Raw genomic sequence first — 16,361 nt, 5'->3', positions numbered from 1 at the left:
GGCGGGCGCCCGCCCGCGCCGGTCACCCGGCTGCCGGGAACGGGCGTCCCGGCGGGCTCGGCCGCGGCCGGCACCCGGCGCTGGATCGAGATCAACGGCACCCGGCACCAGATCACCCGGGGCTCTCTCGTCCTGGGGCGCTCCACCGAGGCGGACGTCCGGGTGGACGACCCGGGCGTATCACGCAAACACTGCGAGATCCGGGTCGGTACCCCGTCCCTGGTGCAGGATCTCGGGTCGACAAACGGCATCGTGGTGGACGGGCAGCACACCCAGCGCGCTACGCTCCGCGACGGCTCCCGCATTGTCGTGGGGAGCACGACCATCGTCTACCGGCAAGCCGAAGGGTGAAGCGGGGCCAATGTCAGAGCTGACCCTGACGGTCATGCGGTTGGGTTTCCTCGCCGTTCTGTGGCTGTTCGTGATCGTCGCGGTGCAGGTCATCCGCAGCGACCTTTTCGGGACCCGGGTGACCCAGCGCGCCGGGCGCCGCGCCGAGACGGCGGCCCGCCCGCCGCAGCAGCGCCAACAGGCCGCGGCGCAGGACAGGCGTGCCCAGCAGCCGGCGCAGAACAGCCGCCAGCGCCGGGGCGCCCCCACCAAACTGGTGGTCTCCGAGGGCTCGCTGGCGGGCACCACCGTGGCGCTGCAGGGCCAGACCATCACGCTGGGCCGGGCGCATGACTCGACGATTGTCCTCGATGACGACTACGCGTCCAGCCGGCATGCCAGGATCTACCCGGACCGCGACGGCCAGTGGATCGTCGAGGACCTGGGTTCCACGAACGGCACCTATCTCGACCGGAACCGGCTGACCACGCCGACGCCGGTCCCGCTGGGTGCGCCGATCCGCATCGGCAAGACCGTCATCGAGCTGCGGAAGTAGTCGCACAATGGGCGAGCGGAGCCACGACGCGCGAGCGAGAGGGTGGGCAGCGTGCGGATGTACCCGGAGCCGACGGGGGAGGTGCGCATGTCTCTGAGCCTGCGTTTCGCCGCCGGTTCGCACAAGGGCATGATCCGCGAGGGGAACGAGGACTCCGGCTATGCCGGCCCGCGTCTGCTCGCGATCGCCGACGGCATGGGCGGCCAGGCCGCCGGTGAGGTCGCCTCCTCCGAGGTGATCTCCACCATTGTCACGCTTGACGACGACATTCCCGGTTCCGACATCCTCACGTCGCTGGGTACGGCCGTGCAGCGCGCCAACGACCAGTTGCTGCAGATGGTCCAGGAGGACCCGCAGCTGGAGGGCATGGGCACCACGCTGACCGCCCTGCTGTGGACGGGCCAGCGGCTCGGCCTGGTGCATGTCGGCGACTCGCGCGCCTATCTGCTGCGCGACGGCGTCCTCACCCAGATCACCCAGGACCACACCTGGGTGCAGCGGCTGGTGGACGAGGGCCGGATCACCGAGGAGGAGGCCACCACCCACCCGCAGCGCTCCCTGCTGATGCGCGCGCTGGGCAGTGGCGAGCGGGTCGAGCCCGACCTGTCCATCCGCGAGGTCCGGGTCGGCGACCGCTATCTGATCTGTTCCGACGGCCTGTCGGGTGTGGTCAGCCACCAGACGCTCGAAGACACCCTGGCCGGCTACCAGGCACCGCACGAGACCGTGCAGGAGCTGATCCAGCTCGCGCTGCGCGGCGGCGGCCCCGACAACATCACCTGCATCGTCGCCGACGTCCTGGACACCGACGACGGCGACACGCTCGCGGCGCAGCTCAACGACACCCCCGTGGTGGTCGGCGCGGTCGCCGACACACAGCTGCCGCTCAGCGACGCCCGCCACCTGCAGACCCCGGCCGGCCGCGCGTCCGAGCTGGGCCGCGCCCCGCAGCAGGCGGGTCCGGCCGGCGCCTTCGGCCCGCCCGGCAGCGGCGACCCGGTCCCGGGCGCCGCCGGCGCTCCGCTGGGCAGCTTCGGCAGCCACGACGACGCCGACTTCACCAAGCCGGAGAAGACCCGCAAGTGGCCCAAGCGCACCCTGGTCGGCGTCGTCGCGCTCGCCGTCGTGGGCGGCGGCCTCTACGCCGGGTACCGGTGGACGCAGACGCAGTACTACGTCGGGGCCAAGGACGACCACGTCGCCGTCTACCAGGGCATCGACCAGAAGCTGGCCTGGATCAACCTGTCGAAGGTGCACAAGGACCGCACCGATATCGAACTCAAGTACCTGCCGTCGTACCAGCGCGACAAGGTCCAGAGCACCATCGCGCTCAGCAGCCTCGGCCAGGCCAACGACAAGGCCGACGAGCTCGCCCGGCAGGCAGCGGTGTGCAAGAAGGTCACCGACGCCGCCCTCGCGAAGGCGAAGAAGGGCCAGACCCAGCTGCCGACGGCCGGCGGCGGCTCCGCCAGCGGCCCGGTCGGCAAGGCGACTCCCAAGCCCACCACCACCCCGACGGGGACCCCCACGCCGCAGAAGACCACCGCACCGACCACCGCACCGACCACCGCACCGACCACCGCACCGACACCGGCGCTGACGCAGGACGAGCAGAAGCTGGCCGCGAACTGCACCTCGGGCCAGCCGTAACACCAGGAGGGGTCGGCTCGTCATGAGCGCCAGCAACACCACCACCATCACCTCGATCGGCGCTCCCAACCGCCGCAACACCGAACTGGCCCTGCTGGTCTTCGCGGTCGCCATCCCGGTGTTCGCCTATGCGAACGTCGGCCTGGCCAAGAACGACTCGGTCCCTGCCGGGCTGCTCGGTTACGGGGTGGGGCTCGGCCTGCTGGCCGCGGTGGCCCATCTGCTGGTGCGCAAGTTCGCCCCGTACGCCGACCCGCTGATGCTGCCGATCGCGACGCTGCTCAACGGGCTGGGCCTGGTGCTGATCTGGCGGCTGGACCAGGAGCCGAGCCTGGGCACCGCGATGGCGCCCAAGCAGCTGATGTGGTCCACGGTCGGCGTGGCGCTGTTCATCGTCGTGATGGTCTTCCTCAAGGACCACCGCATCCTGCAGCGCTACACCTACATCTCGATGGTGGTGGCGCTGGCGCTGCTGATCGCGCCGGTCTTCTTCCCCGCCGTCTACGGCGCCCGGATCTGGATCACGCTGCCCGGCATCGGCTCCCTGCAGCCCGGCGAGTTCGCCAAGATCATCATCGCGGTGTTCTTCGCCGGCTACCTGATGGTCAAGCGGGACGCCCTCGCGCTGGCCAGCCGCCGGGTGATGGGCCTGTACCTGCCGCGCGGCCGCGACCTCGGCCCGATCCTGGTGATCTGGGCGCTCAGCCTGATGATCCTGGTCTTCGAGACCGACCTGGGCACCTCGCTGCTCTTCTTCGGCCTGTTCGTGATCATGCTCTACGTGGCCACCGAGCGGACCAGCTGGATCGTCTTCGGCCTGCTGCTCAGCGCGGCCGGCGCGGTCGCCGTCGCCTCCACCGAGCCGCACGTCAAGGTCCGCGTCACCAACTGGCTGCACCCGCTCGCGCTGGAGCACGGCGCGGTGACCGAGACCGCCCAGTCCCGCTACGCCTTCGGATCCGGCGGGCTGTTCGGCTCAGGACTCGGCGAGGGCTACAGCCGGCTGATCGGCGGCATCGGCTCCAAGAGCGACTACATCCTCGCCACGGTCGGCGAGGAGCTGGGCCTTGCGGGCCTGATGGCCGTCCTGCTGCTCTACGGGCTGCTGATCGAGCGGGGCATGCGCACCGCGCTGGCCGCCCGCGACCCGTTCGGCAAGCTGCTCGCCGTCGGCCTGTCCGGCGGCCTGGCCCTGCAGGTGTTCGTCGTCGCGGGCGGCGTCACCGGGCTCATCCCGCTGACCGGTATGACCATGCCTTTCCTCGCCCAGGGCGGTTCCTCCGTGATCGCCAACTGGGCACTGGTCGCGATCCTGCTGCGGATCAGCGACACCGCACGGCGGCCGGCCCCGAGCCCCGCCCCGTCCCCCGACGCCGAAGCGACCCAGGTGGTGCGTAACCAGTGAACAAGCCGCTACGACGGGTCGCGGTCTTCTGCGGTCTCCTCGTCCTCGCCCTGCTGGTGCGCGTCAACTACGTGCAGTTCGTGCAGGCCGACCAGCTGCAGAACGACGTGCACAACCGCCGGGTCGCGATCAACCAGTACGCCCAGCCGCGCGGCGACATCATCGTCGACGGCAAGGCCGTGACCGGCCACACCGAGACCAACGGCAGCGACTTCAAGTACAAGCGCACCTACACCGACGGTGCGATGTGGGCGCCGGTGACCGGCCACGCCTCGCAGGCGTACGGCACGACCATGCTGGAGGGCGTCGAGGACAAGATCCTCACCGGCAGCGACGACCGGCTGTTCTTCAACCGCACCATCGACCTGCTGACCGGCAAGCAGCGGCAGGGCGGCAACGTGGTGACCACGCTGAACGCCAAGGCGCAGAAGGCCGCCTACGACGGGCTCGGCAACAAGAAGGGCGCCGTCGTCGCGCTGGACCCGGGCACCGGGGCGATCCTCGCCATGGCGAGCACCCCGTCGTACGACCCGTCGGGCATCGCGGGCTACTCCAACACCGACGAGAAGAACTGGATCGCGCTGGACAAGAAGAACGATCCGGACGACCCGTCCCTGAACCGGGCGCTGCGCCAGACCTACCCGCCCGGTTCGACGTTCAAGCTGGTCACGGCGGCCGCGGCACTGGAGTCGGGCAAGGTGACCGACGTCGACGCCAAGACGACGTCGCCCGTCCCGTACACCCTGCCCGGCACCACGGTGCCGCTGAAGAACGAGGGCCACATCCAGTGCAAGGACGCCACACTGCGCAATGCGCTGCGGCAGTCCTGCAACACCGTCTTCGGCAAGCTCGGCGCCGACATCGGGCTCAAGGGCATGGTCGACGAGGCGGAGAAGTTCGGCTTCAACAAGGAGCAGCTCGTCCCCGTCCGCGCCGACGCGAGCAACTTCGACACCAAGATGAGCCCCGACCAGGTCGCCCAGTCCTCGATCGGCCAGTTCGACACCGCGGCCACCCCGCTGCAGATGGCCATGGTCGCCTCGGCGATCGCCAACAACGGGGTGCTGATGCAGCCCTACGAGGTCGCGAAGCTGGTGGCGCCCAATCTGAGCACCATCTCGCAGACCGACCCCACGGAGCTGAGCAAGCCGCTGACGCCGGAGAACGCGCAGAAGCTGCAGTCGATGATGGAGACGGTCGTCACGGAAGGCACCGGCAAGAACGCCAGGATCCCGGGCGTCAAGGTCGGCGGCAAGACCGGTACCGCGCAGCACGGCGTCAACAACGACAAGGCGCCCTACGCCTGGTTCGTCTCCTACGCCATGACCGACCAGGGCTCGCCGGTCGCGGTGGCCGTGGTCGTCGAGGACGGCTCGGCCAACCGCGAGGACATCAGCGGCGGCGGCCTGGCGGCCCCGATCGCCAAGGCCGTCATGGAAGCGGTGCTCGACAAGTGACCGGCGCGGTGACGCCGCCCGGCGCTCCGGGCGAGACGAATGTCACGCGCGTCGTGGCGCCCGGCCACATACCGGTCGGGTATCGGCGGACGTCCAGGGCACGGATCGGCCGGGAACGCCCGGTACCGTAGCTCCGTGCAGGCGTAGGTCTTGGGTTGATGGGATTCAGGTCGTGAACGTCAAGATACGGGTTTGAGGAGAGGGCAGAGCTATGGAAGAGCCGCGTCGCCTCGGCGGCCGGTACGAGCTGGGCTCGGTGCTCGGCCGCGGTGGCATGGCCGAGGTGTACCTCGCGCATGACACCCGCCTCGGCCGTACCGTCGCTGTGAAGACGCTGCGGGTGGACCTTGCCCGCGATCCGTCCTTCCAGGCCCGTTTCCGCCGGGAGGCCCAGTCGGCCGCCTCGCTCAACCACCCCTCGATCGTCGCCGTGTACGACACCGGCGAGGACTACGTCGACGGCATCTCGATCCCGTACATCGTGATGGAGTACGTCGACGGCTCGACCCTGCGCGAGCTGCTGCACTCCGGGCGCAAGCTGCTGCCCGAGCGGGCCATGGAGATGACCGTCGGCATCCTCCAGGCGCTGGAGTACAGCCACCGGGCGGGCATCGTCCACCGCGACATCAAGCCGGCCAACGTCATGCTGACCCGCACCGGCCAGGTCAAGGTCATGGACTTCGGCATCGCCCGTGCGATGGGCGACTCCGGCATGACCATGACGCAGACCGCCGCGGTCATCGGCACCGCGCAGTACCTGTCGCCCGAGCAGGCCAAGGGCGAGCAGGTCGACGCGCGCTCCGACCTGTACAGCACCGGCTGCCTGCTCTACGAGCTGCTGACCGTGCGGCCGCCCTTCGTCGGCGACTCGCCCGTGGCGGTGGCCTACCAGCACGTGCGCGAGGACCCGCAGCCGCCGTCGATCTTCGACCCCGAGGTCACACCGGCGATGGACGCGATCGTCCTCAAGGCGCTGACCAAGGACCCGGACTACCGCTACCAGTCGGCCGACGACATGCGCGCCGACATCGAGGCGGCGCTCGACGGCCAGCCGGTCGCCGCGGCCGTCGCCATGGGCGCGGCGGGCTACGGCTACCCGCACGGCTACCCGGACACCGCCGCCACCACGGCGCTGCCGCAGCAGTCCGACCCGCACACCTCGATGCTGCCGCCGTCCCGCGAGGACGACGGCGGCTACGGCTACGACGACCGGCCGGACCGCCGCAGGCAGAAGAAGGGCGGCAGCGCGTCCACCGTGCTGCTGGTCGTCGCCGGCGTCCTGGTGCTGATCGGTGCGATCTTCCTGGGCAAGTCGATCTTCAGCGGCCACGGCGCGAACAACGACGCCAAGGTGCCGGACTTCGTCGGCAAGTCCTACGACGAGGCGACGACGACCGCGGGGAACATCGACCTCAAGGTCGTCAAGGGCGCACCGGAGTTCTGCGACGGGATCGACAAGGACCTGGTCTGCAAGCAGACCCCGGCCGCCGACACCGCGCTCCCGTCCGACAAGACGGTCACCGTGATCCTGTCGAAGGGTGCCGCGCCGATCCCGGTGCCCGACGTGAAGAACGACAAGGTCGCGGACGCCGAGGCGGAGCTGCGGAGCGCCGGCTTCGACGTGAAGAAGGTGGACCAGGTCTCGGCCACCAAGGACCCGGGCATCGTCGTCGGACAGGACCCGGGGGCCGGCTCCAAGCAGCCCAAGGGCACGGTCATCACCCTCAAGGTCACGGTCGAGCCCGAGAAGATCGACGTCACGGACGTCAAGGGCTACACCAAGCAGGCCGCGCTCGACCGCCTCCACCAGGACGGCTTCACCAACATCACCACCACCTCCGACGTGTCGCAGGACGGAAGCGCCCCGGCGGGCACGGTCATGAGCCAGAACCCGCCCGGCGGCACGTCGGCGGCCAAGGACGACCCGATCAACCTGGTCATCTCCACCGGGCCGCCCATGACGCAGGACCCGCCCCAGGGCCAGTCGATGCCCAGGGTGCAGTTCCGCAAGCTCGGCGAGGTCCAGGACCAGCTGAACGGGATGAACCTCGGTCTGAGCGTCGTGGTGGTCAACGGCGGCCCCGAGGACCGCAACTCCTGGGTCATCGGCAGCACCCCCGGCGAGGGTGCCCCGCTGACGCAGGGCGAGCAGATCCAGCTGCAGACCGCCGCGAATCCCGGCGGCGGCCAGTAGCCGCCCCGCCCCCACCAGCAGCGACGAACGCCGCCGTCCGGACTACCTCAGTTCGGGCGGCGGCGTTCGCTGTGCGTCGACCTTCTGGGTGCGGACCAGCTCGCCCCACACGACGTAGCGGTAGCGCGAGGTGTAGACCGGGGTGCAGGTCGTCAGGGTGATGTAGCGCCCCGGCTTCTTCACCCCCGACTCCTGCGGGATCTGGTCGGTCACGGCGACGTCGTACTTCGAGGTCTGGTCGAGGACCTTGTAGACCTTGTAGACGTACCAGGTGTCCTTGGACTCGAAGACGACCGGGTCGCCGGTGTGGATCTTGTTGATGTCGTGGAACTTCGCGCCGTGGCCGTCGCGGTGCGCGGCGAGGGTGAAGTTGCCGGTCTTTTCCCAGGGCATCGCCGCGGGGGTGGGGTCGGTGTAGTAGCCGGCGACACCCTCGTTGAGGACGCTGGTCGAGGTGCCCTTCTTGACCAGCACCTGGAAGTTCTTACCCATCGCCGGGACGTGCAGGAAGCCGATGCCGTCCTTGGTGTCCAGGCCGCGCGCGGCCTGTTTGCCGGTCCCGGTCGGACCTGCGGCCCACTGCTGGCGCACCTTCTCGCTCGCCTTGGCGGCGTGCCGGTCGGCCAGCACGTTGGTCCACCACAGCGAGTAGACGACGAAGAGGGCCAGGACGAGACCCGCGGTGATGAGCACCTCACCGATGACGCTGATGACGGAGGCGGCCCTGCGCCGCCCGCTGGGCTTGCTGGTCGTCACGCTGTTCGGCTCTCTGTCCGGTGCGGTGGCACGTCTGACGGCACCTGCGGTGCCAGGGTGAATGCGGCGGGTGCGTCAGCCGCTGACCAGCGCGTCGGGCTTGCCCTTGCTGCGCGGTCGTTCCTCGACCAGCTTGCCCCACACGATCAGCCGGTTGGTGCTGGTGAATTCGGGGGTGCAGGTGGTGAGGGTGAGGTAGCGGCCGGGCCCCGTGAAGCCCGATCCGGTCGGCACGGGCCTGAGCACGCTGGTGTTGGCCGGCGGCGTGGACGCCAGCGAGCTGGTGATCTCGTAGGTGTAGTACTCGGTTGCCGTCTCGACCACCACCTTGTCGCCCGGCACCAGGTGGTTGATGTAGCGGAAGGGCTCGCCGTGGGTGTTGCGGTGCGCGGCGACGGCGAAGTTGCCGGTCTTGTCCCAGGGCATCGCCGTGTTCAGGGCGCCGTCGTAGTGGCCGATCATGCCCTTGTCGAGCACGTCGTGCTTGGAGACGCCCTGCGCGATGGGCGCCTTGACGTCCAGCGAGGGAATGTACATGATCGCGAAGCCCTGCCCGGGCGAGAAGGTGCCCGGCACCCGGTTCGGGTCTGCCGTGCTGGTGTCCCACTGGTGCTGGAGGCTGTTCGCGGCGCCGTTGGCCTGCTGGTGGGCGCGGACGTTGGTCCACCACAGCTGGTAGGTGACGAACAGCAGCATCAGGACGCCGGTGGTGATGAACAGCTCGCCGATGATGCGGCTCGCGACGACCGCGGGGCTGTCCTTGGCGGCCTTGGCGGCCCGGCGTGCCTCCATCCGGCTCCGCGGGGCCGAGGCGGCCTCCTGGGCGGCTCCTGGGCCGTTTACGGGGCCGCTCTGGCCCCGCCCGCCGGCCCGGTGCCCGCCGCCGCCCTGCCGCGCGGCCTTGCGCCTGGCGGCCCGCCCCCCGTCCGACGGCGAGGCGGGCGGTGCGAGCGACGGTACGTCCTCGGGGGCGCCGGCGTCCTCGGCGGGCTCCACGACTGGCATCCGGGCGGTCTGCGCCATGTCGGGGGCGGGGGCCGGGTCGGGTGCGTCGGGCTCCTCGGCCACCGGCGGCTGCTCGTCACGCTCGGGGGCGCGGAACCACGGGGACACCGCGGGCTCGGCGAAGTCGGCTTCTGTGAAGGCCGGGTCGGAGAAGACCGGCTCGCTGAACACCGGCTCGGGAAAGGCCGGCTCGGCGGGGCGCGGCGCCGTGAAGGCCTGGTCGGCGAGGGCCTGCTCGGGGTAGGGCTGCTGCGGGTGGTCCGCCTCCGGTACCGCGGGAGGGCGGCCGGGCAGCGGGTCGTTCAGGGGGTCGTGCAGCTGCTCGACAACAGCTTTGAACTGCCCGGTGTTCTCGTACGACATCGGGCCGTCCGTGTGGCGCTCCGGGCGGAGCGTGGTCACGCCCCCGCCCTCCCGACGACCGGTGCGAGTCCGTGCGACCGGTCCCGCGCGGCGTCGTCACCGCAGTCGGCGAGCCAGTTCGCCAGCATCTTGTGCCCCCATTCGGTGAGCACCGACTCGGGATGGAACTGCACGCCCTCCACGGCCGCTTCCCGGTGCCGGAGCCCCATGATGATGCCGTTCTCCGTCCACGCGGTGACCTGCAGTTCGTCCGGAAGGGTGCTGCCCTCCACGGCGAGCGAGTGGTACCGCGTGGCGGTGAACGGCGTCGGCAGCCCGGCGAAGACGCCGACCCCTTCGTGTGCCACCAGTGAGGTCTTGCCGTGCAGCAGCTCGGGCGCCCGGTCGACGACTCCGCCGTAGGCCACCGCGATCGACTGCACTCCCAGACAGACGCCGAAGACGGGCACCGCGGTTTCCGCGCAGTGCCGCACCATCTCGACGCACACCCCCGCCTCCTCCGGAGTGCCGGGGCCGGGGGAGAGCAGCACCCCGTCGAAGCCGTCCTGCGCGTGCTCCGGCCGCACCTCGTCGTTGCGCAGCACCTCGCACTCGGCACCGAGCTGGTAGAGGTACTGCACGAGGTTGAAGACGAAGCTGTCGTAGTTGTCGACCACGAGAATGCGAGCGCTCATCGGACTGCGGCCATCCCGTTGTCGACTGTCACGTCATTGAACGGCAGCAGCGGCTCCGCCCAGGGGAAGACGTACTGGAAGAGGATGTAGACGACGATCAGGGCCAGCACGAGGGAGATCAGCGCCCTCACCCATGCGTTGCCCGGCAGATGCCGCCAGATCCAGCCGTACATCACGGTCCCTTCCTTCCGCTCCCCGCAACAGAGTAAGGGGAGATCGCCCGGAGTGGGTTGGTAGCCGGACAAAGCTTCGTCATGGCTTCACCTGGGCGTCCGTCAGTTCGGTGGCGTCCGCCCGGCCCCGTCTCAGGGCCGGCTCACAGGTTGCGCATAGGTCAGCGCGGTCGAGCCGGTGTAGCCGGGAAGGGTGGTCTTCTTCGCGGCGGCGACCTTCCAGCCCAGGCCGTACGCCGTCACATACTGCAGGTAGTTCTGGATCGCCGGGCTGTCGTTCAGCGCCTGACGCAGTTTCGCCTGATCACCCACTGCGGTGATCCGGTAGGGCGGCGAGTAGACGCGGCCCTGGAGGATCAGGGTGTTGCCGACGCAGCGGACCGCGCTGGTGGAGATCAGCCGCTGGTCCATCACCCGGATGCCCTGGGCGCCGCCCTGCCACAGGGCGTTCACCACGGCCTGCAGGTCCTGCTGGTGGATGACCAGGTCGTTGGGCTGCGGGTCGGGGACGCCGGGGACCAGGGGGGTGGCGTTCGGCGGGGCGTCGTTGAGGGTGACCTCGATCGAGGGTCCGGTGAGCGGGTCGGTGCCCGCGGCCCTGTTCAGGGCGTCGACCCTGGCCTGCTCGGCGGCGCTGAGGCCGCTGCCCTGCCGGGTCAGCCGGTCGACGTCGTCCCGGACGCCGGTGAGCTGGTTCTCCAGCTGGCCATTGCGGGTGTTCTTGGTGCGAATGGTGTCGGACAGCTTCGGCAGCGGGTCGTCACTGCGGATGTCCACGCCCTTGGCGGTGTCGAAACTCATCCAGAAGATCAGTCCAGCCAGCGCGAAGACTCCCGCACTGAGCACTCGCAGCGCTACGGTGCGGGAGACAGCACGGGGGGAGGGGGTGGGTGCGCTTCCACCGGAATCCGTCGCCACCGTACGCTGTCTCCTTACAACCAGAGGAAGCACTACGCTAACGGACGCCCGGCGGCGGCAGCGCCCCTCGCCGGCAACGGACCGCCACCCCCCTATCCGCCAGACCGCCCCGCACATCCGCCGCGGTTACGCAGCGCATCGACAGGAGACTCCCTCGTGCCGAAGTCACGGATCCGCAAGAAGGCCGACTTCACCCCGCCCCCGGCGAAGGCCGCCACCGCCATAAAGCTCGGCGGCCGCAATTGGGTGGCCCCGCTGATGCTGGCGTTCTTCATCGTCGGCCTCGCCTGGATCGTGCTGTTCTACGTCACGCAGGGCAGTCTGCCGGTGGACGCGTTCGGCAACTGGAACATCGTGGTGGGCTTCGGATTCATCGCGGGCGGGTTCGTCGTCTCGACGCAGTGGAAGTAGTTGTCCACACAGTTGTCCACATGGTTATCCACAGTGGGGAAAAGGTCGGAAGATCTGTGGATAACCTCTACGAGGTTGACGCCGGTACGACCGGTGGCCAGGACCGACGGCCACCGGTCGTTTGCTGTCCGGACGCCGAACTGTACTGATCTTGCCGGGAAAACCGGGACAACCCGGATGCGCGACCCTCCGCGTGGCTGTGCACATCTCGACTGTGCACAACTCGCACTGGATTCCCTACCCGCTGTGGATAACGTGTGATCAACGCCAGCGGTCACGGGCCTCAGGACGTGACCTGCGCCACAGCGACGACGCTGAGGACGATCGCCAGCACCAGGACTCCCGCGGCCGTCCCCCACTGCACGGCGTCGCGGCGCTCGCGCGGTGCGTACGCCATCGCTATGGCCACCGCCGTTCCCGCCACGAGGCCGCCCATGTGCGCCTGCCAGCTGACGTTCGGCCAGGTGAAGCTGAACACGACGTTGAGCACCAGCAGGATCAGGATCGGCCGCATGTCGTAGCGCAGCCGCCGCATGAAGACCGCAGTGGCGCCGAACAGCCCGAAGATCGCGCCGGAGGCGCCGAGGGTCAGCGAGTCCGGGGCGATCAGCAGCACAGCGGCACTGCCGGCCAGCGCCGAGATCAGGTAGATCGCGATGTAGCGGCTGCGGCCGAGCAGCCGTTCCAGCGGCCCGCCGATCCACCACAGCGACAGCATGTTGAAGCCGATGTGGGCGAAGTTGCTGCGGTCGTGCAGGAAGGCCGAGGTGATGACCCGGTACCACTCGCCGTCGGCGACCCCGATGCACTGCTGGGGAGGGAACTGCTTGGGGGTGCAGGCCGCGTAGAGCCCGAGATCCCGCACCACCTGGGTGCCGACCGCCAGCTCGATCACGAAGACCACGACGTTGAGCGCGATGAGGATCTTGGTGATCAGGAACGGGTCGTGCGCCACCACCCCGCCGGCCACCGTACGCTGCCTGGGCATGTGCCCCGAGCCCTGCCGGACGCAGTCCGGGCACTGGAAGCCGACCGAGGCACTGACCATGCACTCGGGGCAGATCGGCTTGTCGCACCGCGTGCAGCGTATGCCGGTCTCCCGGTCCGGGTGCCGGTAGCAGCAGACCGCCTGGTCCATGAAACGCACTCCCCTGTCACGGCGCCCTGACGAACTGAACGCCCCGCCCACTTGGACGTGCGGGCGGGGCGCGGTGTTCCCGAAGACTACGTCAGCCGCGGGTCTCCACGGCGACCGACTGGATCACGACGTCCTCCAGCGGGCGGTCGGTCCGCGGGTTGGCGGGGCTGTTGATGATGGCGTCCACCACCTTCCGGCTCGCGTCGTCCGCGACCTCGCCGAAGATCGTGTGCTTGCGGGTCAGCCAGGTGGTGGGAGCGACCGTGATGAAGAACTGCGAGCCGTTGGTGCCGGGGCCCGCGTTGGCCATCGCCAGCAGGTAGGGCTTGTCGAAGGCCAGGTCCGGGTGGAACTCGTCGGCGAACTCGTAGCCGGGGCCGCCGGTGCCGTTCCCCAGCGGGTCGCCGCCCTGGATCATGAAGCCGGAGATGACCCGGTGGAAGACCGTGCCGTCGTAGAGCCGGTCGTGGGTCGCGCTGCCGGTACGCGGGTCGGTCCACTCGCGGGTGCCCTCGGCGAGCCCGACGAAGTTGGCCACCGTCTTGGGGGCATGGTTCGGCAGCAGCCGGATCACGATGTCGCCGTGGGTGGTCTTCAGGGTCGCGTAGAGCTGCTCGGCCACGGTCTACCTTCCATAGTCTTCGCTGACAGGCACAGATCCTCGCACGGCCCGGGCAGGTGTGCGGGCCTCCACCCTCCTCCGTCCACACGGACTGCGCAGCAACCGGGCCGACTGACCCGTATGCCCGTCCGCACATGCCGTACGTCGTGCAGCCGGGCATGATTTCAAACCGGATGGAAAGGCGAAAACCGTACGCCACCGAGGAGGAGGTTCCTGTGACCCGCATCGACAGCGTGCGCAACGCGGCCGACATCACGAAGGACAGCGTGCGGCACGCCGCGGAGGTGGCTGCGCCGTACGCGAGCACGGCCAAGGATGAGGCAACGCGTTACGCACAGCAGGCCGGTTCGTACGCTCAGCAGGCCGGCGCGCTCGCCAGACAGACCTACGACGCCAAGCTCGCCGCCCAGGTGCGGCAGGCACGTGAGCAGGCGTGGGCGGCCGTGCCGCCGAAGACCGCGGTCGCTGTGGAGACCGCCGCCCGCAGGACGCGGAAGACGGCCAGGACGGCGGCCGACTACACGGCGCCCAGGGTGGGTTCCGCGGTCGCGGCGACCCGGGCGGTCGCGGTGCCGGTGACCAACGAGGCCCTGCTGCGCGGCGCCGCCGCCCTGCACGCGCTGCGCGGCCAGGTGACGGCAACCGAGATCGACCGGCTCGTACGCCGGCGGGTCCGGCGGGAGCGAGCCGGCCGGGCCTTCCGCGGCGTGCTGCTCGCCGGCATCGTCGGCGGCGCCGCCTTCGCGGCCTGGCGCTGGTGGAGCAAGCAGGCCAACCCGGACTGGCTGGTGGAGCCGACGGAGCCGACCGAGCCGGACGAGGCGGCCGACCGGATCAGCGGCACCAGCACCCTGACGGTGGTCGACCCGCTCGACGGCTCCCCCGCGTCGGTGAACGGCTCGGGTGGGCGCGTCGACCGCGTCGACGGCTCCCCCATCAGCGACGGCGACACCGAGGCCACCGAGTCCGACGACGACCCGCGCCGCGACGGCGCCTGACGCGTTCAGCCCTGGGGTGCCGGCGGATGTCCGCCGGCACCCCAGGGCCGCCACGCCGTTCCCCCGTCAGCCCACCGCGGGCGCCGGCACCGGCTCGGCGTCGGGCTCGGGGTCGTTCAGGACCGCGGGCACGTCCTTGAGGGTGATCAGCGCGGCGACCGCGCCGAGCACCATCAGCGACCCCCCGATCAGGGTCGTGGTGTGCAGGCTGTCGGTGAAGCCCTGCCTGGCGGCGTCGGCGACCTGCCGCCCGAGCGCGCCCGGCAGGCGCAGCCCGGTCTCCACACCGCCGCTGACCGACTCGCGTGCCGCGCCCCGCTGCACTGCCGTCAGGCCGGCCGGCAGCTTCAGGTCGCTGCGGTAGTACGCGCTGAGCACCGAGCCCAGGATGGCGATGCCGAGCGCACCGCCCAGCTCCATCGCGGTCTCCGAGATGGCCGCGGCGGCGCCGGTCCTGGTGCTGGGCGCGCTGGCCAGGATCGTGTCGGCGGTGACGGCGAAGGTGAGCATCAGCCCCGCGCCGTTGATGATCACCACCGGCAGCAGCGCCCAGTAGGCGGTGTGCGGGGTGGACAGGCCCAGGCCCATGGTGCTCAGCCCCATCAGGAACAGCCCGGCCGCGACCGTACGCGCCCGGCCGATGAGCGGGATCAGCCCGGCGGCCGCGGGTGCGGTCACGGCGGCGGCCAGCGGACCCGGCAGCACCGCGAGCCCCGCGGTCAGCGGCGACCAGCCGCGGACCACCTGGAAGTACAGCGAGAAGCCCAGCGACAGCACCGAGGCGGCGAACATCGTCACGACGTTGGCGCTGATCGCCCCCGAGAAGGCCCGGTTGCGGAAGAGCCGCAGGTCCAGCAGCGGCTCCTGCAGGGTGGTCTGGCGGTGCAGGAAGACGCCCAGCAGGGCGGCGCCGATGCCCGCGGCGATCCACACCGAGGGCTCCGCGACGCCGTCGCGCGCCGCCGTCTTGATGGCGTAGATCACGCCGAACATCCCGAGCACCGACAGCGGCACGCTGATCCAGTCCAGCCGGCCCGGCCGCGGGTTGCGGGTCTCCGGCAGGACCACCGCACCGGCCACCAGGACCAGGGCCATCACCGGCACATTGACCAGGAAGACCGAGCCCCACCAGAAGTGGTCGAGCAGCAGCCCGCCGACCACCGGGCCGAGCGCGAAGCTGGCCGCCCCGACGCCGCCGCTGATGCCGACGGCGGTGGTGCGCTCCTTGGGGTCGGTGAAGGAGGCCCGCACCAGTGACAGCGTCGACGGCATGATGGTCGCGCCGGCGAGTCCGAGCAGCGCCCGGGCGGCGATCAGCGTGGCGGGGCTGTCGGCGTAGGCGCTGACCGCGGAGGCGACGCCGAAGCCCGCCACACCGAGCAGCAGCAGCTTCTTGCGCCCGATGCGGTCGCCGATGTTGCCCGCGACGATCAGCAGGCCGCCCAGCACGAAGCCGTAGACGTCCACGATCCACAGCAGCTGGGTGGCGGACGGGGCGAGCTGTGCGGACAGCGAGGGGACCGCGTAGTTCAGGACGCTGTTGTCGATGCCCAGCAGCGCGGAGGCCACGCTGCAGATGGCGAGGACGGCCCAGCGCCGCCCGTTCTGCCCGCCGGCCGTCCCGCCGGTCGTGTCGTGCTTGGTTGTCGTCGTCATGCGGAGCAGCGTGCGCGGGGGCGCTGACCGCCCGCGCACCCCGCGCTGACCGCCC

16 protein-coding genes are annotated in these 16,361 nt (G+C 70.3%); 8 read left to right on the top strand and 8 right to left on the bottom strand.

Annotated features, from left to right (window positions below; translation table 11 throughout):
* The 6 genes from NFU81_RS13690 to pknB all read left to right on the top strand — a co-directional run.
* The coding region (locus NFU81_RS13690) for an FHA domain-containing protein (protein ID WP_251489363.1) at positions 1 to 351 on the top strand (351 nt) is incomplete at its 5' end.
* Positions 352 to 361: 10 nt separating this feature from the next.
* Positions 362 to 886: an FHA domain-containing protein FhaB/FipA gene (locus tag NFU81_RS13685; protein WP_251489361.1), complete on the top strand. Its 525-nt coding sequence runs from the start codon at positions 362 to 364 to the stop codon at positions 884 to 886.
* Positions 887 to 943: 57 nt separating this feature from the next.
* Positions 944 to 2,536, top strand: a complete 1,593-nt coding sequence (locus NFU81_RS13680; protein WP_251489388.1) for a Stp1/IreP family PP2C-type Ser/Thr phosphatase — start codon at positions 944 to 946, stop codon at positions 2,534 to 2,536.
* 22 nt (positions 2,537 to 2,558) lie between these two features.
* Positions 2,559 to 3,941: an FtsW/RodA/SpoVE family cell cycle protein gene (locus tag NFU81_RS13675; protein ID WP_251489359.1), complete on the top strand. Its 1,383-nt coding sequence runs from the start codon at positions 2,559 to 2,561 to the stop codon at positions 3,939 to 3,941.
* On the top strand, positions 3,938 to 5,398 hold the full coding sequence (locus NFU81_RS13670; RefSeq protein ID WP_251489357.1) for a peptidoglycan D,D-transpeptidase FtsI family protein: 1,461 nt from the start codon (positions 3,938 to 3,940) through the stop codon (positions 5,396 to 5,398). The genes NFU81_RS13675 and NFU81_RS13670 overlap by 4 nt, the downstream gene beginning before the upstream one ends.
* A 211-nt stretch (positions 5,399 to 5,609) precedes the next feature.
* On the top strand, positions 5,610 to 7,592 hold the full coding sequence (gene pknB, locus NFU81_RS13665) for a Stk1 family PASTA domain-containing Ser/Thr kinase (RefSeq protein WP_251489355.1): 1,983 nt from the start codon (positions 5,610 to 5,612) through the stop codon (positions 7,590 to 7,592).
* 42 nt (positions 7,593 to 7,634) lie between these two features.
* Here the strand turns inward: pknB and NFU81_RS13660 are convergent, their stop codons facing one another.
* The 5 genes from NFU81_RS13660 to NFU81_RS13640 form a co-directional block, all read right to left on the bottom strand.
* The gene (locus tag NFU81_RS13660) at positions 7,635 to 8,348 is read right to left on the bottom strand and encodes a class E sortase (protein WP_251489354.1); all 714 of its coding nucleotides are present in this window, start codon (positions 8,346 to 8,348) and stop codon (positions 7,635 to 7,637) included.
* Positions 8,349 to 8,423: 75 nt separating this feature from the next.
* Positions 8,424 to 9,755: a class E sortase gene (locus NFU81_RS13655; protein ID WP_251489352.1), complete on the bottom strand. Its 1,332-nt coding sequence runs from the start codon at positions 9,753 to 9,755 to the stop codon at positions 8,424 to 8,426.
* On the bottom strand, positions 9,752 to 10,390 hold the full coding sequence (locus NFU81_RS13650) for an aminodeoxychorismate/anthranilate synthase component II (RefSeq protein ID WP_251489350.1): 639 nt from the start codon (positions 10,388 to 10,390) through the stop codon (positions 9,752 to 9,754). The genes NFU81_RS13655 and NFU81_RS13650 overlap by 4 nt, the downstream gene beginning before the upstream one ends.
* Positions 10,387 to 10,563, bottom strand: a complete 177-nt coding sequence (locus NFU81_RS13645; protein ID WP_251489348.1) for a hypothetical protein — start codon at positions 10,561 to 10,563, stop codon at positions 10,387 to 10,389. Before NFU81_RS13645 ends, NFU81_RS13650 begins: the two co-directional genes overlap by 4 nt.
* Positions 10,564 to 10,695: 132 nt before the next feature.
* Positions 10,696 to 11,364, bottom strand: coding sequence for a DUF881 domain-containing protein (locus NFU81_RS13640; RefSeq protein ID WP_422665195.1), 669 nt, complete (start codon positions 11,362 to 11,364; stop codon positions 10,696 to 10,698).
* A 273-nt stretch (positions 11,365 to 11,637) separates the two neighbouring features.
* Here NFU81_RS13640 and crgA point away from each other — a divergent pair, with 273 nt between their 5' ends.
* Entirely contained in the window at positions 11,638 to 11,892 is a 255-nt protein-coding gene (gene crgA, locus NFU81_RS13635; RefSeq protein WP_073496478.1) for a cell division protein CrgA, read from the top strand.
* Between the two features lie 283 nt (positions 11,893 to 12,175).
* On the opposite strand, the gene NFU81_RS13630 is transcribed toward crgA, so the two are convergent.
* Both NFU81_RS13630 and NFU81_RS13625 read right to left on the bottom strand, forming a co-directional pair.
* Positions 12,176 to 13,030, bottom strand: a complete 855-nt coding sequence (locus NFU81_RS13630; RefSeq protein ID WP_251489346.1) for a rhomboid family intramembrane serine protease — start codon at positions 13,028 to 13,030, stop codon at positions 12,176 to 12,178.
* A gap of 91 nt (positions 13,031 to 13,121) precedes the next feature.
* Positions 13,122 to 13,652, bottom strand: coding sequence for a peptidylprolyl isomerase (locus NFU81_RS13625; RefSeq protein WP_251489344.1), 531 nt, complete (start codon positions 13,650 to 13,652; stop codon positions 13,122 to 13,124).
* Between the two features lie 215 nt (positions 13,653 to 13,867).
* On the opposite strand from NFU81_RS13625, the gene NFU81_RS13620 reads away from it, so the two are divergent.
* Positions 13,868 to 14,650: a DUF5324 family protein gene (locus NFU81_RS13620; RefSeq protein ID WP_251489342.1), complete on the top strand. Its 783-nt coding sequence runs from the start codon at positions 13,868 to 13,870 to the stop codon at positions 14,648 to 14,650.
* 66 nt (positions 14,651 to 14,716) lie between these two features.
* Here the strand turns inward: NFU81_RS13620 and NFU81_RS13615 are convergent, their stop codons facing one another.
* Positions 14,717 to 16,306, bottom strand: coding sequence for an MFS transporter (locus NFU81_RS13615; protein WP_251489340.1), 1,590 nt, complete (start codon positions 16,304 to 16,306; stop codon positions 14,717 to 14,719).
* Positions 16,307 to 16,361: the final 55 nt, after the last annotated feature.

The organism is Actinacidiphila cocklensis (assembly GCF_907177275.1).
Taxonomy (GTDB): domain Bacteria; phylum Actinomycetota; class Actinomycetes; order Streptomycetales; family Streptomycetaceae; genus Actinacidiphila; species Actinacidiphila cocklensis.
Note: the sequence above shows the minus strand (reverse complement) of the source record. Positions and strands in the feature narration are given on the sequence as shown.